The following is a 24150-nucleotide window of genomic DNA, read 5'->3' on the forward strand; positions in this document are numbered from 1 at the left end:
TTTCTATCCCGTCCTAAATAAGAGATGCAATGAGAAAGCTAAAAAATTTATTCGAAAACAACAAACGTTGGGCTGCACGTACAACCGAAGCCAACCCTGAGTTTTTTAAAATATTATCAATGCAACAAAACCCAGAGTACTTGTGGATTGGCTGTTCAGACTCGCGTGTTCCTGCCAACCAAATTGTTGATTTACTGCCGGGTGAATTATTTGTACACCGTAATGTAGCTAATGTGGTAGTACATACTGACCATAACTGTTTATCGGTAATGCAATACGCGGTAGAGGTGCTTAAAGTAAAACATATTATGGTGGTTGGCCACTACGGCTGTGGTGGTGTTCAAGCGGTATTAAATAACGCCAAATTTGGTTTTATTGATAACTGGTTACGCCATGTTGGCGATGTAAAAGAAAAACACTTAGAGCAGCTTAATGCAATGGATGAGCAACAGCGTTTAAGCCGCTTGATTGAGCTAAACGTTATTGAGCAAGTACGCAACGTGTGCAGAACAAACATAGTTCAAGATGCATGGGATAAAGGCCAAGAGCTCACGATTCATGGTTGGGTATATGGGTTAGAGAACGGCCACTTGCACGACTTATCATCGGTTGTAACCTGCGCTGATGAAGAAGGCGATGTGTATAAAAAAGCCGTTGCACATGTACTCGCTAAAGCCGGTTGCGAGTAATTTAAACAATGACTAAAACGGCGATAATCATAGGGGCAACAGGGGTTGTGGGGAGTGAGCTATTAACGCTTTTACTGCAAAGCCCTGCGTTTGGACATGTGATTGCTATAACTCGCCGTAAGCTGGACGTTGAACATACTAAGCTCACTAATCAGGTTATTGATTTTGATTGTTTAACTAACTACTGCGCGTTATTTAAAGGGGATGTGTTTTTTTCGTGTTTGGGCACTACTAAAAAGCAGGCTGGCTCAACCGCGGCGCAGCGTAAAGTTGATTTTGATTATCAGTTTATTGCGGCGCAAATGGCGGCAAACAATGCAGTGAGCCATTATTGCTTAGTGTCATCAAGCGGCGCCAATGCGCACAGCATCAGCCCTTACTTAAAAATGAAAGGCGAGCTTGAGCAGCACATAAAAACGCTGGGCTTTGCAAAAGTAAGTATATTCCAGCCGTCTTTATTAATGGGTGAGCGAAACGATATACGAATAGCTGAGCAAATAGGCGCATTTGTGTTACCTGTTATTACTCAACTTCCTTTTTTAAAACGTTATAAACCCATTACGGGTAAGCAAGTGGCGCTAAAAATGTGCGCTGTAAGTTTGGCGCAGCAACAACCACTGCAATACTATGTATTAGAGGCACTTTTTAATACATAGTGGGTAAATGTTAAAACTAAAAGCAAAAAAGCAGCCTTGGCTGCTTTTTTTGTGGCTGAGTATACAGACGTAATACGTGCTACTCGGCGTTATTTTTAGCATTTAGTTGCTGCTCTAGTAACACAACTTTTGCTTCAAGCTCAGTGAGTTTTTCACGAGTACGAATAAGTACTTGGCTTTGTACATCAAATTCTTCGCGGCTAACAAAGTCCATTTCAGCCAGCTTATTTTGTAAAACTTGTTTGGTTTTACCTTCCAGTGTATCTGCTAGGTTTTTTACACCTTGCGGCATGTTGTTGGTGATTTGCTTAGCAATTTCTTCAAGTTTTGCTGGATTGATCATAATCGTCCCTTGCTGTTGCCCTAAAATGATAATGACTAATATTACCTTATACCTAAGGTATTTAATACATGATCACCACAATGGAATTAATTAATCTAATGGCTATGCCTGTATCTGTGGTTACGGTAAAATTAGCTGCCTTTTAAAACTCCATGGTCGTTATGAAACTCAATCCAAAACAAGATGAAGCAGTAAAATATATTAGTGGTCCGTGTTTAGTACTCGCGGGTGCAGGCTCAGGTAAAACCCGCGTAATCACTAACAAAATTGCTTATTTGGTGCAAAAGTGCGAGTACAAAGCACGTAATATTGCTGCGGTAACGTTTACGAATAAAGCGGCCAAAGAGATGCGCGAGCGTGTATTACAAACGCTAAATAAGCAAGAGGCGAAAGGGTTGTGGGTATCAACCTTTCATACCCTAGGGCTTGAAATAATTAAAAAAGAGCTCAAAACACTTGGCTTTAAAGAAGGTTTTTCGCTGTTTGATGACCAAGATACTAACCAGCTATTAGGTGATTTAACCGAAGACGAGCTAAAAAAAGACAAAGACCTACTTAATCTATTAAAAATGCAAATAGGCAGCTGGAAAAACGAATTAATTTTACCAGAGCAAGCCATACGCGAAGCACGTGATGCGCAAAAGGCGTTATTTGCGCAGCTTTACGCGCGTTATCAAAATCAGCTGCGAGCATATAACGCACTGGACTTTGACGATTTAATAATGATCCCCACCTTATTACTGAGTAGTAATGCCACCTCACGAGAGCGTTGGCAGCAACGATTTAGGTATTTGCTGGTGGATGAATATCAAGATACCAATACCAGCCAGTACCAGCTTGTTAAGTTATTAGTAGGCGAGCGAGCGCGTTTTACTGTGGTAGGGGATGATGACCAATCTATTTATTCATGGCGCGGAGCCCGCCCCCAAAACTTGGTACTGTTAAGTAAAGATTACCCCGGCCTTAGGCTCATAAAGCTTGAGCAAAACTACCGTAGTGCCCAGCGCATTCTAAAAGCTGCAAATATTTTAATTGCCAATAACCCGCACGATATCGAAAAAAAGCTATTTAGTGAGCTTGGTTACGGTGAGCCGATTAAAGTGATTGGCTGTAGGGATGAAGAGCATGAGTGCGAGCGAGTTGTTGCTGAAATAATTTCTCATAAATTTATGAAGCGCACCAGCTATAAAGATTACGCTATTTTGTATCGCGGTAATCACCAGGCGCGCGGTTTTGAAAAATCGTTAATGAGTAACCGCATTCCCTATAAAATTAGTGGCGGAATGTCGTTTTTTTCGCGCTCAGAAATTAAAGATATTATGGCGTATTTACGCTTGTTGGTTAACCAAGACGACGATAACGCTTTTTTACGCATTGTTAATACGCCGCGCCGTGAAATAGGCACCGTTACACTAGAAAAGCTAGGCACACTTGCAAACGAAAAACACCAAAGCTTATTTGCCACTTGTTTTGATAACGACCTAGGCTACCGCCTTAAAGGGCGTGGCTTAAATGCGCTTTCGGGGTTTGCACGTTGGGTTGTTGAGCTTTCAGATAATGCAGTGCGTAGCGATACACTCGAAGCGGTAAAAGACTTGGTACGTAATATTAACTACGAAGCGTATTTATATGAGTCATCGCCAAGTGCCAAAGCGGCAGAAATGCGCATGAAAAACGTCTCTGAGCTGTATCGTTGGATCACCGATATGCTCACCGGAGATGCCGATAACGAACCGATGACCTTACCTGAAGTGGTCAGCAAATTAACGCTTCGCGATATGCTAGAGCGTAACGAGGAAGAAGATGAGTCTGATGCGGTACAGTTACTTACTTTGCATGCATCTAAAGGCTTAGAATACCCGTACGTATTTATGGTTGGTATGGAAGAGGGGTTATTGCCACACCAAGTAAGTATTGACGAAGAAAACGTAGATGAAGAGCGCCGTTTAGCATACGTAGGGATCACACGGGCCCAGCAAGAGCTGACACTAACGTATGCAAAAATACGTCGTCAGTTTGGCGAAACCTCACAAACAGAGCTAAGTCGCTTTGTGCAAGAGTTACCACAAGATGACCTAGCGTTTGAAAACAAAAAAGCCCCAAGCTCGCAAGCTGAGCGCATGGAAAAAGGCCAAGCACGGGTCGCTAACTTAAGGGCGATGCTGAAAAAACCTAGTTAATAGACTGCGCGGCGTTGTTATTAGCCGCTACTGGCTCCGATAAGCCTTGCTGCTTAGCAACAAATAAGTTTAGTCCGTATTTATCTAGCAAGGCTCTAAAGTTGAGTATAGAAGGGCCTTTGGCAATAACTTTTATGCCTTTTAGCTGAGTGATTGCCAGTACACCTTGTAATTGCAAGTTAAAACTTTCTTGTTGCAGTACGCGTTTACTAAAGGTTGAGCTAAGTAGTACATAATCGAAGGTAATGTCGGTCAGTGCATTTAGCTCACAGCGGTCTTTTGCAAAGTTATTTAAGCCAATGCTGTAGCCAAGCTGCGAGAGCTTTTTAAGGTTTTCTAGTTGAGTTGCACAGGCGTAACGTATTTCTTGGTCGTCAAACAATAAACACAGTTGGCTTTGCCCTTGCAGCTTACTTAATACCTCAGTAAATAAATTGAATTCAAGCGCTTCTAACAGTAACCCTGAGCATGGCAATAATACCATGGCTACATTTGCCGCTAAGGCATGGGAATAGGCGTGTTGTAAGAGTTCTAATTCAACTTGGAGGTGCTGCTCTTTATCGGTTGCAAACTTTTTCAGCACTTCAAAACTGGTATAGCCTAATACAGGGTGTTCACCAAAGGCTTCAAACAGTGACTCTGATTGCTGTTGTTCATCAAGGTTTATAATATCTGCACTTCTAAAACTCATCGGAAGTGAATCAAGATGGTGCTGTGCTGGAGATTCTGCACTTGTTAGTGTTTGCGTTAATAACGGGTGGAACAGCTCATAGCGGTCGCGCCCTGCATTTTTAGCGTAATACATAGCAGCATCGGCATCGCGAATAATTTCATCGGTATGCTGATAACTTGAATTTGAGTACGTTATACCAATACTTGCACCACTTTGAATGCAGGTACCTTTACTGCAAAATGGCTTTTTCATTATATTAATAATGCGATCAGCTACATCTTCTGCTTGTTGTAGCTCTGTTAAGTGGGTAAGCAAAATTACAAATTCATCACCACCAAGGCGAGCGAGTAAATCGTGTTCGCGAATACAATGCGAAAATAAATCAGCCACACTTATTAAAAATTGATCGCCGGCATGGTGACCTAGTTGATCGTTTATATCTTTAAACTTATCTAAATCAATAAATAACACAGCAAAGTGATGATCAGGAAAACGATGGTAATGCTGCAGTGTTTTTTCTAGCTGGGTTAAAAACAAGCTGCGGTTAGGCAGGCCCGTTAATGGGTCGTGATGCGCATCATGATAAAGCTGCTGCTCTACTTTTTTACGCTCATCAATTTGCATTTGTAAATGTAGGTTAGCTTGTTGCAGCGCCTTTGTTTTTTCGTTTACTCGATACTCTAACTCTTGGTGGCTAGATTTAAGTGCTTGAGTGGCTAACTTTGTTTGTAAAACCGTGGCAATTTGGTGTGATACAAAAGTAATAAGCTCGCAGTCGTCTTTGCTAAAAATATGATTGTTATTATACGCTTGGCATGCAATTAAGCCGATAACCCCTTGCGATGTTTTAAGCGGAGCACCTAGCCAGCTGGTGGCCATTTGCTCCTCTGGTACCGGTTTATTTCGTTGTACATCACCACTTTCTAATAGCTCTTTGGCTCTACTAGGGTGTATAAGTTGGGTCTGCTCGCTGCTAATAACCAGTTCGCTATAACCTTTTGCAAACGGCCTTGGCTCGGTGTTGTCTTTAAATTCATCCACACAGTACGGGAAGCTAATCCAACCAGTCTCTTTGTTATAAAGTGCAATGTATAAGTTTTCTGCGTATGTAATGGTTTTTATTATTTGATGAATTTTTACATAGGCATCATCTAAGTTTTGCGCTTGCGTTGCCAACTCCGATATTTTAAACAAAATTTGTTGGCGTTGCAGTGCGCGTTTTCGTTGTTCAATTTCTAGGTTTAGCGCATCATTACTTTGCGTGAGCGCGCGAGTACGAATTTTTACTTCAGATTCGAGCAGCTCTCTTTTTTTAACTCGCTCTATGGCTGTGGCTAAGTATAAAGACATTACTTCGAGTAAATGTACTTGCTGGCTGCTGTAATCTTGGTGTTTATCGTAACTTTGCGCAGCAAGTACACCAATAATGTTTTGCTCTTGATAAATAGGAACACCAACCCAGTACTCAGCAGGTGAGCCTAGTGCTTTAAATAAGCCATTTTGTGCAGCGCTTTGCATCTCTTGTTTGGTAAAGCAGGTGGTTTTACCAAGCTTATAAACGTAGCCTGTAGCGCCTTCTTCAAAACTATTATCTTGATTGAGGGCGACTGATATACCATCTTTTTCATCGCAAAAATAAGAAAGTTCCAAGGCATGAGTATATTGATTAGCAAGCACCACGTAAAAGCTTTTACTAGGTAGATATGCTTGTAAAATGTCATGGATAGCAGGGTAAAGTAAGGTTAATTCGGCAACAGAGCTTGCTTGCTCTGATAGCTGGATCAGGGCATTTTGTAAGTGGTGAGATTGCTTATACTTTTCTAATAGCGCTTTAAGACGTTTATTTTGGTGCGCTAGTTTACTCGGTGCCGCGGGTTTATCTTCCGATGACATGAATCATATTATTTTATTATTGTATGTTTATTAAACGTATAATTTCACTTTTAGTTGCGATCGTCAAGTAACTAATGCCCTAAAACAGCAACTAAAAAGATTATTTTAGGAATAAAAAAAGGCCTATTATAAAAATAGGCCTTTTTAAATTAATCACCCTAGTTATCAAGGGTTTAATTAAATTATTTAGATGTCATGAAATCAATAGCTGCGCTAATCTCATCATCAGAACAATCCATACATGTTCCTTTTGGCGGCATCGCATTAAAACCGTTGATAGCGTGATCAAGCAGTACATCTTTACCTTTAGCGATACGCGGTGCCCAGTCATCAGCTGATTTAGGTGCACCTAGTGCGCCAGTACCGTGACAGGCAAAACATGCGCCTTGGTACACTTGCTCACCAGAGCGAGGGCCAGTAGGAGCTGCGGCTGCAGCAGCTTTCTCGCCTTCAAGATAAACAGCGCCAACTGGTGCTAAACGTTTTTTAATCGCATCTTCAGTCATAGAGTTATCATATGGCTGTGCGTATGCGGTGGTTGCTAGCACTAATAATGCTGCAGCTGATAGTTTTTTCATTTTGCCTTGCTCACTTCGATTTGAACGTGATCAATCACGATTATAGATGACGGAAATTAAACCGATTATACCTTTGTGTAACAATTTATAAAACGCCCACTGGTGTTTTTATCGATAAAACTGACTAATTTTTGCGTTAACGCAATAAAATTGCATGTTTCAGTTAACAAACATTTATAATCGGTGGCTTAGTAAATCACTATTTAAGCTAATGCTAGTACGTTTTTAACCAGTTTTTCGATCCCCGCATCGGCATCTAAAATAGACTGCGCCAGCATATAAGCAGGGGTGGTAACGAGTTTATTGTCCTCATCAATCACAATATCATCAACCGCACAGGCTGCGTGAGTAGAGCCTAGCTGGGTTAAAGCGCTAGCGGTCTGTTCATCATTACCTATGGTTAAAGTAGCATTGGGATATATAAACGGAATTAAAGCCGGCGCAATACACATGTATCCAGCCGCTTTTTGTGCATTAGCAAACTGTTTACAGGCCTCTAATACTAGGTCGTTTATCTGCGCATCAGCGCCTTTAACGGCAAAATCACATAAGTTTTTAGCGGCGCCAAATCCCCCTGGTACTATTAACGCATCAAATTCAGATGCCTTTAATTTGCTTAATGATTTTATATCACCACGGGCAATGCGTGCTGCCTCAGTGAGTACATTACGGTTGCTTGGCATTTCTTCACCGGTAAGGTGATTAATAGTGTGAAGTTGTTCTATATCAGGAGCAAAACATTGATATGCAGCACCGTTTTTAGCTATGTGCAGCAGTGTTAATACTGCTTCGTTTATTTCACTGCCATCGTACACACCACAGCCGGCTAATATTACAGCTATCTTTTTCATGCTTTTGTGCTCCTTAAGTATTTTAAATAAGTCGTTTGGATGAAGTTTAACACGGGCCAAAACACACACTAAAATAATTTTTTAGTTTAAAAAGTATTCGCAGTGCAAGTTGTATTGCGGTTTATGCCATTTTTGCCAGTGCGCTTGTAAAAAAAATTATAAAGGATCGCTATGATCTTTGATCCATTATGCTAGAATACTCCTCCGGTTATTTAAATGGATACAAATAACTAAAGTGACTAACAGCGGATGTATCAGTTAGAAAACCTTTTTCCACATTGGTTTTAAAATAATAAAAAAAGAACCTCGTATTATCTTTTTTAAACAAAACAAGCAGTTATTTATTTTTCTAAGCATTTTATTATGCATTGGAGGAATAGCTCGTGGCTGTTATCTACAAAGTTATCCACAGGTTGCTCCGCAATAATTATGGCTACTAAGCGTAATTCACTGTCGTTTTATTCACAACCTTATGGCATGCTTGTAATAATATTACTTTTTTGTATTTAGGATCCAAATTCACCATGGCTCAGATCCCCGAAAACCCGCTAATTTTAGTTGATGGCTCTTCATATTTATTTCGTGCTTATCATTCTCCACCGCATTTAACTAACTCTAAAGGTGAAGCAACTGGCGCTATTTATGGCGTGGTAAACATGCTTAAAAGTTTGATCAAACAATATGATCCGAGCCACATGGTGGTGGTGTTTGATGCCAAAGGCAAAACGTTCAGAAACGATATGTATAGCGAGTATAAAGCTAACCGTCCGCCTATGCCTGACGATTTACGAACGCAAATAGCGCCACTGCACAGTATTATTAAAGCGATGGGCTTTCCGCTAATTAGTATTGAAGGGGTTGAAGCAGATGATGTTATTGGTACGTTTTCACGAATAGCGACTGAGCAAAAGCGCCATGTATTGGTTTCTACTGGCGATAAAGACATGGCTCAGCTAGTTAACGAGCATGTTACGCTAATCAATACCATGACCGACAGCATTTCAGATCCTCAAACCGTTGTTGAAAAATTTGGTGTGGGCCCTGAGCTAATCATCGACTATTTAGCGCTAATGGGTGATAAGGTTGACAACATCCCAGGTGTTGAAGGCTGTGGACCTAAAACAGCTGTTAAATGGCTTCAAAAATATGGATCGCTTCAAGGTGTAATTGATAATGCCGGCGATATTAAAGGCAAGATTGGTGAGAAGCTTGCAAATGCCCTTGATCATTTACCACTTAGTTATGAACTTGCCACCATTAAATGTGATGTTGAGGTAGAGTCAGACCTAGATACCTTTAAAGTACAAGAGCCAAATAAAGATGAGCTTATTGCACTGTATGGTGAGTGTGAGTTCCGCCGCTGGTTAGCTGAGCTGCTTGATAACCCTAAAGATGCAGAAAAAGCGCTCCCTACTGAGGCAAATGAACTGCCAAAAGTAGAAGATGCTCATTACGAAACTATCTTAACCGAATCACAATTTGATACGCTTATTGAGCAGCTAAATAGCGCTGAGTTATTTGCCTTTGATACCGAAACAACCAGCCTTGATTACATGCAAGCGCAGTTAGTAGGTATGAGCTTTGCTGTAAAAGCAGGCGAAGCTGCTTACTTACCAATTGCACACGACTACCCGGGTGCACCAGAGCAATTAAGCCTTGAATATGTAATGCAAAAGCTTGGGCCAATCCTCGCCGATGCTAACAAAGCTAAAGTAGGGCAAAACCTAAAATACGACAAGAGCGTACTGGCTAATGCAGGCTATGAGCTCAATGGCATTAAGTTTGATACTATGCTTGAGTCGTACGTATTTAATAGCGTGGGCACTCGCCATGACATGGATTCATTAGCGCTTAAATACTTAGGCCATAAAAACATTAGCTTTGAAGATATAGCCGGCAAAGGGAAAAAGCAGCTTACCTTTAATCAAATTGAGCTTGAGCAAGCTGCGCCTTATGCAGCAGAAGATGCCGATATTACACTGCGTTTACACCAAGTACTTTGGCCAAAATTAGAAGCTGATGAGAAGTTAAAGTCAGTATTTGAAACAATAGAAATGCCATTAGTGAATGTTATTTCTGATATTGAACGCACCGGCGTAGCAATTGATAGCAACATGCTGGCGGCGCACAGCCAACGTTTAGGCGAGCGTTTACTTGAACTTGAAAAAGAAGCGTTTGAGATAGCTGGCGAACCATTTAACCTAAGCTCGCCAAAGCAGCTGCAAGTACTTTTATTTGAAAAACTTGAGCTGCCAGTCATTAAAAAAACACCTAAAGGTGCACCTTCAACGGCTGAAGAAGTGCTACAAGAACTTGCCCATGACTACCCATTACCTAAGGTGATTATTGAGCACCGTGGTTTATCTAAGCTTAAATCAACCTACACTGATAAATTACCATTGATGGTTAATGAGAAAACACAGCGCGTGCATACTTCTTATCATCAAGCTGTTACGGCCACAGGGCGTTTGAGTTCTACCGATCCTAACTTACAAAATATCCCTATTCGTTCTGAAGAAGGACGCCGTATACGTGAGGCATTTGTAGCGGCACAAGGCTATAAAATTGTGGCTGCCGATTACAGTCAAATTGAGCTGCGTATTATGGCGCATTTATCGCAAGACAAAGGGCTACTAAATGCCTTTGCTAATGGGTTAGATGTGCACAGTGCAACCGCTGCTGAGGTATTTGGGGTTGAGCTAGAGGATGTAACCACAGATATGCGCCGTAAAGCTAAAGCAGTAAACTTTGGGTTAATTTACGGCATGTCAGCCTTTGGTTTAGCGCGTCAGCTTGATGTACCACGCCACGAAGCGCAGCACTACATAGATAAATACTTTGAGCGTTTCCCTGGGGTACTTGAGTACATGGAAACAACCCGCGAAAAAGCGGCCGAGAACGGGTACGTAGAAACTATTTTTGGGCGTCGTTTACACTTACCCGAAATTAATGCACGTAATGGAGCTCGCCGTAAAGGCGCCGAACGCGCAGCAATCAATGCACCAATGCAAGGCACAGCCGCTGATATTATTAAAAAAGCAATGTTGAGCGTGCATAGCTGGGTTAATCAACAAGCTCCCAATACCATTAAGTTACTTATGCAAGTACACGATGAATTGGTGTTTGAGATTAAAACCGATTGTGCGCAAGCATACACAAAGCAGATTTGTGAGCTAATGTCGCAAGCGGCTAGCTTAGATGTCCCTTTAATTGTAGAAGCTGACGAAGGTGAAAACTGGGAACAAGCCCACTAACCTAAAACATGCTTATATTTTAAAGCGCTGCAAGGCGCTTTTTTATTACCTCTAAATAACTCACTCAATTAAGCGAATCGATATAAGTATTTCTACGCGTAAACAAAGTTTAGTTAAAAGTAGGTTAATTTAAGCAACTATTTGTATTAAATAGTTATATGTTCGTCAATTCGAACTATTTTGGCGGAATATCATTGTATTTTTATGCGCGCTTTTGCTAAAGTGCGCGCGTCCTCATCCTGTAGGACATCCTGTTGATGATGCATCTGAAAAGGTGCAACAAATTGATAGCTTCTCCCCAGTTTGCTATATCGGCCTGCTTGTTTTAAGCAGGCTGCTTTTTCTTCCTCATTAGATTGCCCTTTAAAGCTAAATAGCACCGCTAAGCGCTTTTTTACTATTCACACTTTATGCTCATTTATGCTTATTATTTTTTGTGCCATACCTTGTGCGCCCTCAAACGGGTATATGTATAAAGCAGTTATAAAGCAAACGTAGGCAAGTAAAGCTATCTCACGCAATGATTAGCGTGGATGTTGCGGTATGCCCCTAAAAAGCATCAGTTATAGGCTGCTATATCGTTATTAATTTTTTAATAACAGTACGGGCTAAGTAATTTAGCGCCGTCTTTAATTTGAGGTGGTTTGCCCCTATTTCAGGTGATAGTATCGAAAGCGCTATTATTCTCATTTTATTTTAGGAGTGCGTTATGTTTAAAACGTTAGCCATTATCGGTTTATCGTTATCAAGTGTTGCTTTGTCTAATGCCGCTCATGCAGATTGGCAGCTAGTCAATGACAAGAGCCAATTAAGTTTTGTTTCTATCAAAAAAGACTCGATTGCTGAGGCACATCATTTTACTAACCTAGAAGGAACACTTTCAGACAGTGGTGCTTTTAGTGTAAATATAGACTTAACCTCTGCAGAAACACTGATCCCTATTCGCAATGAACGTTTAACTCAATTTGTATTTGAAGCGGCTAAGTTTCCTCATGCAGTTTTAACCGCGGATTTAAAAAAGCAATTAAGTAATATTAAAAAGCCGGGCCAGCATGTATTAAAAGAGGTTGATGCACAGCTTGATTTTCATGGTAATAAAAAGCCATTAAAAATAAATGTACTTGTTAGCAGTGCCGAAAATGGCGATTTAAGCGTGTCGTCGTTTACGCCTGTGATTGTAAATAGCCAAGACTTTGGTGTGACCGAAGGCGTTAAAAAGCTACAGCAATTAGCTGGTTTGCCTGGAGTTGCTACAGCCGTACCAGTTACTTTTGCGCTAACACTTAAAAAACAGTGATCTCGTTAACGGCGCTTAGTAAGCAATTAAGCGAGCCTAGCAAACCGTTTGATAGTTGGCAGCCTACCGAGTGTGGTGAGCTGCCGATTATGATTAACGAGCATGGGCAGTGGTTTTACGATGGCAGCGAAATTACTCGTCCTGCGATGGTAAAACTGTTTGCCAGTGTTTTATGCAAAGAAGGTAAGCAGTTTTATTTAAAAACACCCATCGAAAAAATAGCGATAGAGGTGCAAGATGCGCCTTTCGTTATCGTAAGCTGGCATATTGAAAGCACAGCGCAAGGGCAGGTTATGTGTTGTATAGATAATTTAGCACGGCAATGGTTAATCAGTGCTGAGCAGCCTCTTTATATAAAAAACTATAAAAATGCAGCGGTGCCTTATTTGCAATTACCTTATGGGTGTAGCGCGCGGGTATCACGAAGTGTGTTTTATCAGTGGGCTGAAATAGCCGACGCTGATGAGCGCGGCTATTTTATAAAATCAGCAGGGGGAAAGTTTTATCTTTCGTAGGTGCTTATTTTTAAGCGTCTGAGCTGTCTTCATCACTTTGCGGTGGTGCAACAGCCACAATTGGCCCTAAATACCACTCATCTAGCTTTTTAGCGACTTCCGGTAAACCTGTTCCCTTAAGTGATGAAAAAGCGTGTACAGTAATATCACCGTCTAGTTCACTTAATTCACGGCGTACTTGCAGTACTTGTGCTTTACGCGCACCTTGCTTGAGCTTATCGGCTTTAGTTAAAAGCGCCAGTACTGGGATTTCGCTGCCAATAGCCCAGTTAATTAGATCTTTGTCTAAATCTTTTAATGGGTGGCGAATATCCATTAATATAACAATACCTTTTAAACTTTGACGTTTTTGTAGGTACTCACCCAGTGACTTTTGCCACTTCTTTTTCATTTCAATAGGTACTTTAGCAAAACCATAACCGGGTAAGTCGATTAAGCGCATATCATCTACTTCACCTAATTCAAAGGTGTTGATTAACTGCGTACGACCTGGCGTTTTACTGGTACGTGCAAGTTTTTGATCTGTCAGTGCATTAAGAGCACTTGACTTACCTGCATTAGAGCGACCTGCAAACGCGACTTCAATTCCCGTATCAGCAGGTAATTTAGTGATGTCTGGCGCGCTTGTTACAAAAGACGCAGTATTATATTTGATACGAGATTTGAGCACAGGCTCTCCTAAAAACGTAAAAGTTAATCTTATTGAGCTAAATTCACTCAGGGCGCGTATTTTATACTATAAAGGATGTATTAAAAAGCGTATTTAAACACCTAAAAACTCTATAAATGGCACTATTAAAGCTGCTTAAAGGTTAATCTAGGTCAAAACCCTATAAATTATAAGCTTAATATGAGTAGAAAACGTGCCAGAGAATTTTTTATCGTGTAGAATACATGAATTACAACATCCATATTGTAGATGATACAGGGTCGGAAACAGAGAATTCACCATGAAAAAAATAGCACTATCTTTAACAATATTGCTTGGTGCGTTGTCAGCAAGCAACGCAACAGCATTTGATGGCGATGTAAACGCAGGTAAAGAAAAATCAGCAACGTGTGCGGCTTGTCACGGCCCAGACGGTAATGCACCGGTTAATATTTACCCTAAACTTGCAGGCCAGCACCCAGATTACATCCTTAAACAACTTAAGGATTTAAAATTAGGTATGACTTCAGGCGGTAAAGAAGGCCGTATGGATCCTGTAATGAGCGCGATGGCTATGCCACTTAGCGAACAAGACATGAAAGACCTATCTGCTTATTTTTCTTCATTGAACATGACTGAAGGCGCCACCCCAAAAGACGTGGTTGAAGTTGGTCAAATGCTTTACAAAGCAGGCGATGCTGAACGTGGTATTCCGGCTTGTGCGGCGTGTCATGGTCCGCGAGGCAATGGTTCGTCTCTTGCTAAGTTTCCTAAAATTTCTTTTCAGCACCCAGAGTACATTAAAGCTCAGCTAGAGAAGTTTCGTGATGGAACCCGTAAAAACGACCATAACGGTATGATGCAAGATATAGCGAAAAAGCTAACTGATAAAGATATTGAAGTACTATCTCAATACTTAGGTGGCTTACACTAAAGTCGTATTTATTTAGTATTAGCTAGTGTAATACTATGTAATATGATTAAAAAGCAGCTTGCGCTGCTTTTTTTGTGTCCACATTTTAACGATATCACCCTTTAGTTTGTGAGACATTTGCCATGCTCTTTTGTAAGAAATAACTTATTTTAAAAATATTTTTACAGTTAAATTTATGTTTATTATAAATTTTTTGTTTTTTATATATGCTCTATGTAAGAAAAATTATATAAACCAGTTGTAACAAAAATATTAACGGGTAAATTAACCACTGTCGCAAAACAACAATAACAATATGGATTATGCTAAAGGAAAATGGCGCGACACGACTGAATAGCACATTGATGGTGCTACAAAAGGAAATAACAAGAAAGCGTCAGGATGACCGTAAATAATAAAATCTCAAGGAAGTTTAATAATAAAAACAAAATGGAATGTAACAAGGAAGGTTAAAATAATAACAATACGGACTGATAATAATAAAAATAATAAAGACTAAAAAAAGTCGAAGGGAGAAGTGTCCAGATAATGGCGCTCAGATTAGTAGGCGGTAGAGATGTTTTCTCTACCGCCTTTTTATTTGTCCTGTTACAATACCCACCGTTTAGCAATAAGCTAATGCGCTAATTCAACGAGCAACCCAAGCTTTAATGCGCAAATCGAATTCTTCTGGCTAGGCCAGCACTGCGATGCTCATGTTATGTGCCTCGCTCAAAACCTCTTAAGTGAGATGATCAAGATATGAGTAGAAAGAAAAAATCACGCAAAATTCCTTCAAACGGCCCTGTTCGTTTAAGCCAAGATAAGCTTAAAGAAATGCGTGCGTTAAAAGAGCAACGAGTTAAAAAACCAAAGGGTGCTAAGCCTGGTTCTCGTAATGCACCTGAGCTATTAGATAGCGATACTAAAAAAGCAAACTCAGCGCCAAAAGATAAGCGCGTCGGCAGTAAAAAAGCCGTGCCTTTAGTGGCTAGTGCACCACAGCCGCAAGTAGAAATGAAGCGTAACTTAAAGCCAACAGTTGAGCTTAAAAAGGTTACAGAGCCAGAGCTTACGCCTGAGCAAGAGCTAGAAGCGCTTGAAAACGATGAGCGTTTACTTAAGCTCGTTGAGCGCCATGAGCAAGGTGAAATGCTGACGGGTAAAGATGCGAAGTACTTTAATAGCCGTATTGCTCGCCACCAAGTGCTTTGTAAGTTACTAGGTATCGAAGATGAAGACGAAGACGAGTTTGAAGATGATTTTGAAGATAACTTCGAAAGCGACGGTAACTCAGATTTCGATAAGTACCTTTCAGATGATTTAGCCAATGAGTGGCTAGATGATTATGACGACAAATAGTAAGGGCGCTTAATGAGTACCGCAGTGATTGTAGCCTTGTTTGTAGGTGCTGTTATTATTGCTGGCTTAGCATTTTATGCAGGTCAGTTGCTCTATAAGCTTAACGCGCAAAAAAAGTTAATTGCGCAAAAGCAAGCAGAGCAACAGCAAAAGCTTAAGCAGTCGCGCTTAAAGCGTAACGCTAAACTTGCAGATAGCATTCATCTAATTGCTCGTGCAATGGCTGAAGAGCAATGTGAGTACTCTGAAGGCTGTTTACGGATTTGGGTTTTAATGTCTCAGTACGCTTTTGAAGATGAGCGAGATTTAACGCTAGCGTACCCAGGCATTTATAAAATGTATAACGTTGTGAAAGAAATGCCGACCCACGATGCACGCAAAAAATACTCTAAAAAAGAGATTTTTAAGCAAGATACAGCACGTTGGCGAGCTGAAGAAAACTTTAGTGATGAGATTAAAGCCGATTGCGACAAAATCATTGTTGAGTTTAAAGCTGCGCCGGGCAGCGAAAACATCGTGTTTAATTAAACCCTATAGAAAATACAAAAAGCAGACTCAGGTCTGCTTTTTTTATGCCTGCTTATCGACACGTTTTTACTACCTCAAACGTGATAAGCGAATTGGAATAGCACTAATTAAATCACTCGTGAGAAACGGGTTTTACTTATTTGCTTTTGTAAGTGAGCATCAAAGCACATACATATAATACGAATAAATAGATTTCCGCGAGGCGTGACGCGTATTACCTTATCGTTTATATGCACCATGTCATCGTCTATTAAAGGCTTTAGCGCCAACAGCGCATCCGCAAAATACTCATTAAAATGTATAGAATGCTTTTTCGAAAATGCGTGTGTGTCTAATTCAAACTGGCAAATAAGTGATTTAATAGCCTCCGCGCGTATTACATCATCGTGCGTTAAATGCATTCCTTTATGTATAGCACTGCCGGCTTGCGTTTCAATTGCGTGATAATAATGCTTAAGCACTTTTTGGTTTTGTAAAATGGCGGTGCCAATTTGCGAAATAGACGAAACCCCTAAACCTAATAAGTCGCAATTACCGTGAGTGGTATAGCCCTGAAAGTTGCGATGTAACTGCCCTTTATTTTGCGCGACTGCAAGTTCGTTGTCGGCTTTTGCAAAATGATCCATACCAATAAACTGATAGCCTGCAAAGGTCATTTGCGCCAAGGTGTTTTTAAACATGGTTAGCTTGTCGTGGGCACTGGGTAAGTCAGCCTCTTTTATTTTACGTTGCGCTGCAAAGCGCTCTGGTAAATGCGCGTAATTAAATACAGAGACTCTATCTGGGCTTAAGGCAATTAATTGCGCTATTGTTTTTTCAAAGCTTTGGGGTGTTTGTTTAGGTAGGCCATAAATCATATCTGCATTTATAGACTTAAAACCAAGCTCGCGGGCTTGAGTTATCAGTGCTTTAACGGTATCTACTTGCTGTGTGCGGTTAACCGCTTGTTGTACCTCATCGTTAAAATCTTGAATACCAAAGGATACGCGGTTAAAGCCTAAAACCCGTAAGTGTATAAGCATATCTTTAGCAAGGGAGCGTGGGTCTATTTCAATGCCCCGCTCAGTGTTGCGGGTAAAGTGAAAGTGCTGCTCTAATAAGTTAATTAAGCGCGTCATTTGCTTTACAGTTAAAAAGGTTGGCGTACCACCCCCTAAATGCAATTGCTCCACTGTGTAGTGTTTAAATAAAGGTGCATGCGCTGCTATTTCTTTTGTTAAATAATCTAAATATACATCGGCTTTAGACTGATGGCGTGTGATCACCTTGTTACATCCGCAGTAATAGCAAAGCTCACTGCAAAATGGGATATGAATATACAAAGAAAGTGAGCGACTAGAGGATGATTTTATAGCGCTAACAAGGTCTTGTTGCTGATACCCCTCGCTTAAAGATAAAGCGGTGGGGTAGGAGGTATAGCGTGGCCCTGACACGTTATACTTATTTATAAGAGTTTGATCCCATTTTGGAAGCTTTATCATCACGCGCACCTTATGTATTAATGAGGTGTTGAGTATAAAAAGCTTTTAAGGGAGGGGTTTTGATCTACAACAAAAAAGGTGCCTAAGCACCTTTTTAAAAGAGTATTTTTTGTTAATACGTTATGTTGTGGGCATCTTTTAAGTATTGAAACAATTCTTTATAGCCCTTGCCTGGCTTTTCAGCTTTAACTTCTTTAGCGGCGTTGCGTACCAATTGGCGCATTTTTTGGCGCTCAAGGGTCGGGTATTGCTCAATAGTTTCGTTAATTAAATCATCGCCTTGCTCAATTAAGTCGGTACGTAATTGCTCAATTTTTTTAATTAAAACCTCAGCTTGGTTATTTTTATTAAGCATTACGTCAATAATGGCTTTAATTTCTTCAACGTTTTCTACTGTGCGTAGCGTTTTAGCAATGTAATTTAAGTGGCGGCGGTACGCATCGCTTTTATTACTGATTTTATCAGCAACTACCATGGCTGCTTTCAAATCGTCATTGAGTGGTAAGCGTTCGCGTTGCTTTTTCCCCATTTTAGCAATTTCAGAACCTAACTGATGAAACTCTTGCGCGTCGCGCTTTAGTTCACTTTTTGATACGTAAATAATTTCTTCTTCAATTTCAGCAGGCTTGCCTTTTTTCTTCGCCATGGGGTGCTCTTAAGTAAAAATAACTTTTGCCATTATACGCGATTCTTTTAGTGATTAATATTAGCTGATGTGGTGCAGTGAGTGTGTTAGCATTTAAAGATAAGAAATGCGTGCAATATTGCCTTAAGGCTCAGGACTTAATTTATGAAAAGCCAACAACACGATCCAATTTATTCTCAAATCTCTCAAGTAAAAGATGCCGTAGCTGAAGTGCTCGAGCATGCTAAAAAATTGGGTGCCACTGCCGCAGAAGCTGCTATGTCTAGTACATCGGGTTTATCGGTAAGCACACGCATGGGTGAAGTAGAAACCATAGAGTTTAACCAAGATGGTGGTTTAGGTATCAGTGTTTATGTAGGGAATAATAAAGGCTCGGCGTCTACTGCTGATCTAAACCCAAAAACACTGCGCACGGTAGTAGAAAAAGCCATTGATATTGCCAAATTTACCTCAGACGACCCTTTTAATGGTATTGCCGATAAAGAATTACTCGAGTTTGCCCCTAAGGACCTTGATTTATATCACCCGTGGGATGTAAGCCCTGAGCAAGGTATTGAGCTATGTCATGCTGCAGAGCAAGCCGCTTTAAATGCTGATGAGCGTATTGTTAATTCAGATGGTGCAAGTTTTTCATCGCACCAAGGCTTACGTGTGTATGGCAATAGCCATGGTTTAATTGCTGGTTTTCCACGTACGCGCCACAGCATTAGCACTATGGTAATAGGCAAAGAAGGCGAGCACATGCAGCGCGACTCTGCTTATACTGTTGCTCGCGATCAGGGCGGACTTAACGACGCTGCTGCGGTAGGCCTAGAAGCCGCCACCGAAACTCTGGCTAAACTAAATAGCCAAAAGCTGGGTACTATGAAAGTCCCTGTTATTTTTAGAGCCGATATTGCCAATTCATTGTTTGGCCATTTAGTGTCGGCAATTGGCGGCGGGGCGCTTTATCGTAAATCGAGCTTTTTACTCGACAGCCTAGGCACCCAAGTATTTAGTAAGAACGTTAATATTGCTGAGCGTCCTCATATATTAAAAGGATTAGCGTCGTCGCCTTTTGATAGCGAAGGGGTAAAAACGATTGACCGTGAAATTATTCAAGGCGGTGAGCTGCAAACCTACTTATTAGCAAGTTATGCAGCGCGTAAATTAAATATGGCTCCAACAGGCCATGCAGGCGGTATTCATAACTGGTTAGTTGAGCAAACGCACAACGATTTATCGGCTTTATTAAAAACCATGGGAACAGGCTTATTAGTTACCGAGCTGATGGGGCAAGGCGTAAACACCGTTACGGGTGACTACTCGCGTGGAGCAGCTGGTTTTTGGATAGAAAACGGTGAAATTCAGTACCCTGTTAGTGAAATTACCATTGCCGGAAATTTAAAAGACATGTTTAAAGGTATTTCGGCCATAGGGGGCGATATTGAGCGCAGAGGCGGCATTCAAACCGGCTCAGTACTTATAGAGCAAATGCAAGTAGCAGGCGCTTAATAGCAATTTGCAATAATACGTAATTAAGCGAATTGGTATAATATAAAAGCACATATTTAAGCCGAGCATTTAAACGCTTGGCTTAAACGTGCTTTATTTAAATTTTTGAGGTGTTGAATGGCTAAAGATAGGTACGCACCAAAACCCCTGACTGACATTATGGCAGGCCTTAATAATCGCTTATCGGCCTATGCAGGTAAAAGCCAAGCGCTTGATAAGCAACAGGTGTTGCTTAAAGAGTTTTTAGGCCCAAAGCTTGCTGAAAAATGCCGTGTGAGTAATTACCGCGATGGCACGTTGATGATTGAAGCTGTATCGGCGGCAATTGCCCTTAAACTTAATTATTTAAAAATGGATATGCAGTCGCATTTTAGAGCGGCAGGCATGGCAGAGCTCGGACAAATTAAAATTGTTGCAAACCCTCAAGCAACAGCGCGCTTAAGCCCAACTGCAGATAAACCCGGCCCCGCAGGTAAAGCACCTGGCAATTCAAGAAAAATGAGCCAGCAAACTTCAGATTACCTTAATGCCATTGCCGCATCAGCGCCACCTTCGCTGAAAGAAAAGCTAGAGCGCCTTGCTCGCCATGGTAAAAAATAACTCCCAAAAGCGCGATTATGGTTGTTGGTAGGGCTATTTTGTTACCTCGTCTCATAGAAAATACTTTGTTACATATTCTATTTTATTGTTTCTTTAATGGGGTTTATCATACAAATTCGGCGTGTTGTTTTAACCGCCTAAATATTAATTTCATTAAGTGAAAGCATCGCAGGGCGCTTTTATTTTTTCTCTGGCATGCAATAGTTTAATGAAATAGATATTTTATTCTTTACTAACAAACGGAATAATTATGAAAAAAGTAACTATTACCGCTGCAAGTATCGCACTTGCACTGGGCCTAGTAGGTTGCGGTGAAAAACAACAAGAAACGCAAGTGGCCGACACCGCTGCCGTTACAGCACCGGCAGAAAAAACGCTTGAGCTAGGTGTAAACCTTGCCAATATGGATGAGTCGGTTCGCGCACAAGATGACTTTTATTACCATGTAAATGGACAGTGGCTTGCTAAAACAGAGATCCCTGGCGATAAGTCGAACTACGGCTCGTTCACACAATTATACGACGGGTCGCAAAAAGCGATGAAAACAGCGCTTGAAAGTGCCGCTAATAATAGCAGTGCTAAAAAAGGCAGCGATGAGTACAAAATTGGTGCTTTTTACAAAAGCTACATGGATAAAGATACACGTGATGAGTTAGGTATTACCGCTTTACAACCTTCACTTAATACCATTGATAGCCTAGATTCAAAAGCTGATCTTGCTCCTTTAATGGCTAAGATTCAGCAGCAAGGCGCTAGCTTACCATTTGGCTGGTTTGTAAATAACGACGCTAAAAATTCAAGTGAATACGCGCTGTACTTATCGCAATCTGGACTTGGCTTACCTGATCGTGACTATTACTTAAAAGATGATGAAAAATTTACTAAAATTCGCGCATCTTACGAGCAATACATAACAGATATTTTAGCTAAATCAGGCGTTGAAAATGCCGCTGATGCCGCGAAAAACGTTATCGCATTTGAAAGCGCTTTAGCTGAGGCGCAATGGAGTAGAGTACAAAGCCGTGATGCAACTAAGTCATACAATAAAATGACCGTAGCTGAGGCAAATAAGCTAACAGGCGACTTTGATTTAGCTGCATTTTTCAAAAGTGCAGGGGTAGATACCTCAGACATTATTGTACGTCAGCCAAGCTACTTAGAAGGGTTTGCTGATGTGTACAAAGAAACAGATTTAGCAACGTGGAAAAACTACTTAAAGTTTCATTTTGTAAGTGGTTACGCGCAGTTACTGAGCACTGACTTAGTTGATCTTAAATTTGATTTTTACAGCACCACATTACGCGGCGTAAAAGAGCAAGCGCCACTTTGGAAAAAAGCGGTTGATGCATCTAACAGCGTACTTGGCGAAATTTTAGGTAAAGTATACGTAAAAGATAACTTCCCGCCTGAAGCAAAAGCACGTATGGAAGAGCTGGTAGATAACGTTATTAAAGGTTACGGCGTTGCTATTGAAAACCTGGAGTGGATGAGCCCTGAAACCAAGCTTGCAGCCCAAGAAAAGCTAAACAAATTTACCCCAAAAATTGGCTACCCAGATAAGTGGAAAGACTACTCACAGCTGAGCATTAACCCTGATGAATTAGTGGGTAACTACATACGTTACAGCCAGTGGGCTTATAGCGACATGATTGCTAAATTAGGCAAGCCAGTGGACCGCTCTGAGTGGCACATGACGCCACAAACAGTGAATGCTTACTACAATCCAGTAAATAACGAAATTGTATTCCCAGCTGCTATTTTACAGCCACCGTTCTTTAATTTAGAAGCCGATGACGCTGTAAACTACGGTGCAATTGGCGCAGTAATTGGCCACGAGTTAGGTCACGGTTTTGACGACCAAGGTGCTAAATACGATGGTGACGGTAACTTACGTAACTGGTGGAGTGAGTCTGACCTTAAACAGTTTGAAGAGCGTACCGGTGCGTTAGTAGCGCAATACAACGAATATAAACCGTTTGAAGATGCGGGTGTTAACGGCGAGCTTACCCTTGGCGAAAACATTGGCGACCTAGGTGGTTTAACGGTGGCTTATAAGGCGTATCAATTATCGTTAGGTGAGAACAAAGCGCCTGTTATTGATGGCTACACCGGCGATCAGCGCTTCTTTATGGGTTGGTCACAAATTTGGCGTCGTAAGTACCGCGATGAAGAGCTACGTAACCGCTTAATGACAGACCCGCATTCACCAAGTCACTACCGTGTTATCGGTATCTTGTCGAACATGCCTGAGTTTTACCAAGCGTTTGACGTAAAAGAAGGCGACAAAATGTATATCAAACCAGAAGACCGCGTAAAAATTTGGTAATTGATAGCCTGTTAGTTAACTTGAATCTGGTTAAGAGATAAATTACCCAGCTTTTAGGTTAGTAAATAAAAGCCAGTAAGTGTTTAGCTTGCTGGCTTTTTTATATTTAAATACTGAGTACTAATACCAATGCGCAATGATACTTAATTTAGGGCTACTGCATGAGTGTTTTATGCATCCAGCTTTGATTGCTTAAAATATTTTTATACAAAGCCAGCTGGTTTTGCGCACGTTCTAAATTATGTTCTGCATGGGTGGTTTTAAAGTACACGTCGTTATTTAAGTAATCAGTTAAAAACCGCACACTGAGCATTAGCGGCATAACTTTAGCGCCAAGTAGCAAACTTGCTTGCTCTTTGTTGCTAATAGCCGATTTAAGGGGGGCAAGGTAGCCTTTAACAAGGGCTGTAAATACCTCTTTGCGAATAACCACTTTATCAAGGTTAATCGAATCTTCTGGCTCAGCGCAGCAAAATGTGCGCACCATGTCTCCAAAGTCATACAATAAAAAGCCTGCCATACATGTATCTAAATCGATAACTGCTTTAGCTTTATATGTATTGCTGCAATACAGCATATTATTTATTTTAGTGTCGTTGTGGCACACCCGGGTGGGCAAATCGGCTGTTACGTCAGCGAGTTCTTTTACTAAATACTGTTGTGCAATGCAGTAGTCAATGTCGTTTTTACACTGCTGCAGCCGCTCTTTAGTGGCGTTGCTAATAGCTGTATTAAGCTGCTCAAAGCGCATAGCTAAGTTATGGAAGTCAGTAATAACAGGGTAGAGACTTGATGCGTCAAAATCGAGCAAGGCACGTGTAAAGGTGCCAAATGCAAATGCGGCTTGCTGTGCGTGATGGGGCTCTGTAACCACATCTTCGCTAATACTTTGGCTAATAAAATTAAGCACGCGATAGTACGCGTTGTTAATTGTAATAAGGTATTCACCTTGGCAAGTACTTATATGCTTAACAATGTCGAGCGGGTAAGTATTTGCTTGTTGTTTAGCGCTTAGGTGCTGCTCAATTAACTGTGCGTTATTAACCAGTTGTGCTGGTTTTTTAAATACATGGGTATTGAGCTTTTGAACAACAAATTGCTGCGCAGCATTAGTTAACAGCCACGTGGTGTTTATATGTCCGCTGCCTAAAGAGCTCACCTGAGTAAGCTCAGGGTTTAGCGCTAATAGCTCACTTAATTTATTTTGTATTGCTGTATTCAT

At 40.9% G+C, this 24150-nt stretch carries 20 protein-coding genes; 12 read left to right on the plus strand and 8 right to left on the minus strand.

Annotated elements, in window-relative coordinates:
- The first annotated feature begins 29 nt into the window (after positions 1-29).
- Positions 30-689 (plus strand): carbonate dehydratase, encoded by a 660-nt coding sequence (gene can, locus PSH54_RS03050; RefSeq protein ID WP_024032154.1) that lies wholly within the window; start codon positions 30-32, stop codon positions 687-689.
- Between the two features lie 8 nt (positions 690-697).
- Positions 698-1345: an NAD(P)H-binding protein gene (locus PSH54_RS03055; RefSeq protein WP_273605466.1), complete on the plus strand. Its 648-nt coding sequence runs from the start codon at positions 698-700 to the stop codon at positions 1343-1345.
- Between the two features lie 79 nt (positions 1346-1424).
- Here the strand turns inward: PSH54_RS03055 and ubiK are convergent, their stop codons facing one another.
- A complete protein-coding gene (gene ubiK, locus PSH54_RS03060) occupies positions 1425-1688 on the minus strand; it encodes a ubiquinone biosynthesis accessory factor UbiK (protein WP_004589302.1) in 264 nt (87 codons plus the stop codon).
- A 161-nt stretch (positions 1689-1849) separates the two neighbouring features.
- On the opposite strand from ubiK, the gene rep reads away from it, so the two are divergent.
- On the plus strand, positions 1850-3868 hold the full coding sequence (gene rep, locus PSH54_RS03065) for a DNA helicase Rep (RefSeq protein ID WP_004589303.1): 2019 nt from the start codon (positions 1850-1852) through the stop codon (positions 3866-3868).
- On the opposite strand, the gene PSH54_RS03070 is transcribed toward rep, so the two are convergent.
- From PSH54_RS03070 to elbB, 3 genes are all read right to left on the minus strand, one after another.
- Positions 3861-6434 (minus strand): sensor domain-containing diguanylate cyclase, encoded by a 2574-nt coding sequence (locus tag PSH54_RS03070; protein ID WP_273605467.1) that lies wholly within the window; start codon positions 6432-6434, stop codon positions 3861-3863. The two genes, rep and PSH54_RS03070, sit on opposite strands and share 8 nt — an antisense overlap.
- A gap of 182 nt (positions 6435-6616) precedes the next feature.
- Positions 6617-7012 (minus strand): c-type cytochrome, encoded by a 396-nt coding sequence (locus tag PSH54_RS03075; RefSeq protein WP_004589305.1) that lies wholly within the window; start codon positions 7010-7012, stop codon positions 6617-6619.
- A gap of 203 nt (positions 7013-7215) precedes the next feature.
- Positions 7216-7863 (minus strand): isoprenoid biosynthesis glyoxalase ElbB, encoded by a 648-nt coding sequence (gene elbB, locus PSH54_RS03080; protein ID WP_064386288.1) that lies wholly within the window; start codon positions 7861-7863, stop codon positions 7216-7218.
- Between the two features lie 524 nt (positions 7864-8387).
- Between elbB and polA the strand changes: the two genes are divergently transcribed.
- The 3 genes from polA (at position 8388) to PSH54_RS03095 (ending at position 12929) form a co-directional block, all read left to right on the plus strand.
- Complete coding sequence (gene polA, locus PSH54_RS03085) at positions 8388-11117, plus strand: DNA polymerase I (RefSeq protein WP_029773397.1); 2730 nt, start codon at positions 8388-8390, stop codon at positions 11115-11117.
- A gap of 709 nt (positions 11118-11826) precedes the next feature.
- Positions 11827-12414 carry a YceI family protein gene (locus tag PSH54_RS03090; protein WP_064386286.1) on the plus strand — a complete coding sequence of 196 codons (588 nt, stop codon included), beginning with the start codon at positions 11827-11829 and terminating at the stop codon, positions 12412-12414.
- Positions 12411-12929, plus strand: a complete 519-nt coding sequence (locus PSH54_RS03095) for a DUF1285 domain-containing protein (protein ID WP_273589787.1) — start codon at positions 12411-12413, stop codon at positions 12927-12929. Before PSH54_RS03090 ends, PSH54_RS03095 begins: the two co-directional genes overlap by 4 nt.
- 10 nt (positions 12930-12939) lie before the next feature.
- Here the strand turns inward: PSH54_RS03095 and yihA are convergent, their stop codons facing one another.
- Positions 12940-13599 (minus strand): ribosome biogenesis GTP-binding protein YihA/YsxC, encoded by a 660-nt coding sequence (gene yihA, locus PSH54_RS03100; protein ID WP_004589310.1) that lies wholly within the window; start codon positions 13597-13599, stop codon positions 12940-12942.
- Positions 13600-13879: 280 nt separating this feature from the next.
- Here yihA and PSH54_RS03105 point away from each other — a divergent pair, with 280 nt between their 5' ends.
- From PSH54_RS03105 to PSH54_RS03115, 3 genes are all read left to right on the plus strand, one after another.
- Complete coding sequence (locus tag PSH54_RS03105) at positions 13880-14512, plus strand: c-type cytochrome (protein WP_004589311.1); 633 nt, start codon at positions 13880-13882, stop codon at positions 14510-14512.
- A 741-nt stretch (positions 14513-15253) separates the two neighbouring features.
- Positions 15254-15853: a Der GTPase-activating protein YihI gene (yihI, locus tag PSH54_RS03110; RefSeq protein WP_273605468.1), complete on the plus strand. Its 600-nt coding sequence runs from the start codon at positions 15254-15256 to the stop codon at positions 15851-15853.
- A 12-nt stretch (positions 15854-15865) separates the two neighbouring features.
- Positions 15866-16381: a DUF2489 domain-containing protein gene (locus tag PSH54_RS03115; protein WP_004589313.1), complete on the plus strand. Its 516-nt coding sequence runs from the start codon at positions 15866-15868 to the stop codon at positions 16379-16381.
- Between the two features lie 107 nt (positions 16382-16488).
- Here PSH54_RS03115 and hemN read toward each other — a convergent pair whose 3' ends face one another.
- Positions 16489-17862 carry an oxygen-independent coproporphyrinogen III oxidase gene (gene hemN, locus PSH54_RS03120; RefSeq protein ID WP_273605469.1) on the minus strand — a complete coding sequence of 458 codons (1374 nt, stop codon included), beginning with the start codon at positions 17860-17862 and terminating at the stop codon, positions 16489-16491.
- A gap of 112 nt (positions 17863-17974) precedes the next feature.
- Positions 17975-18508: a ribosome biogenesis factor YjgA gene (gene yjgA, locus PSH54_RS03125; protein ID WP_004589315.1), complete on the minus strand. Its 534-nt coding sequence runs from the start codon at positions 18506-18508 to the stop codon at positions 17975-17977.
- Positions 18509-18652: 144 nt separating this feature from the next.
- On the opposite strand from yjgA, the gene pmbA reads away from it, so the two are divergent.
- The 3 genes from pmbA to PSH54_RS03140 all read left to right on the plus strand — a co-directional run bounded on the left by pmbA (position 18653) and on the right by PSH54_RS03140 (position 22928).
- A complete protein-coding gene (gene pmbA / locus PSH54_RS03130; RefSeq protein WP_273589789.1) occupies positions 18653-20002 on the plus strand; it encodes a metalloprotease PmbA in 1350 nt (449 codons plus the stop codon).
- Between the two features lie 117 nt (positions 20003-20119).
- Positions 20120-20602, plus strand: coding sequence for a DUF721 domain-containing protein (locus PSH54_RS03135; protein ID WP_004589317.1), 483 nt, complete (start codon positions 20120-20122; stop codon positions 20600-20602).
- 250 nt (positions 20603-20852) lie between these two features.
- On the plus strand, positions 20853-22928 hold the full coding sequence (locus PSH54_RS03140; RefSeq protein ID WP_273605470.1) for a M13 family metallopeptidase: 2076 nt from the start codon (positions 20853-20855) through the stop codon (positions 22926-22928).
- 154 nt (positions 22929-23082) lie between these two features.
- Here PSH54_RS03140 and PSH54_RS03145 read toward each other — a convergent pair whose 3' ends face one another.
- A complete protein-coding gene (locus tag PSH54_RS03145; protein ID WP_273589791.1) occupies positions 23083-24150 on the minus strand; it encodes a phosphotransferase enzyme family protein in 1068 nt (355 codons plus the stop codon).

Source organism: Pseudoalteromonas sp. Angola-30 (genome assembly GCF_028599215.1).
Taxonomy (GTDB): domain Bacteria; phylum Pseudomonadota; class Gammaproteobacteria; order Enterobacterales; family Alteromonadaceae; genus Pseudoalteromonas; species Pseudoalteromonas atlantica.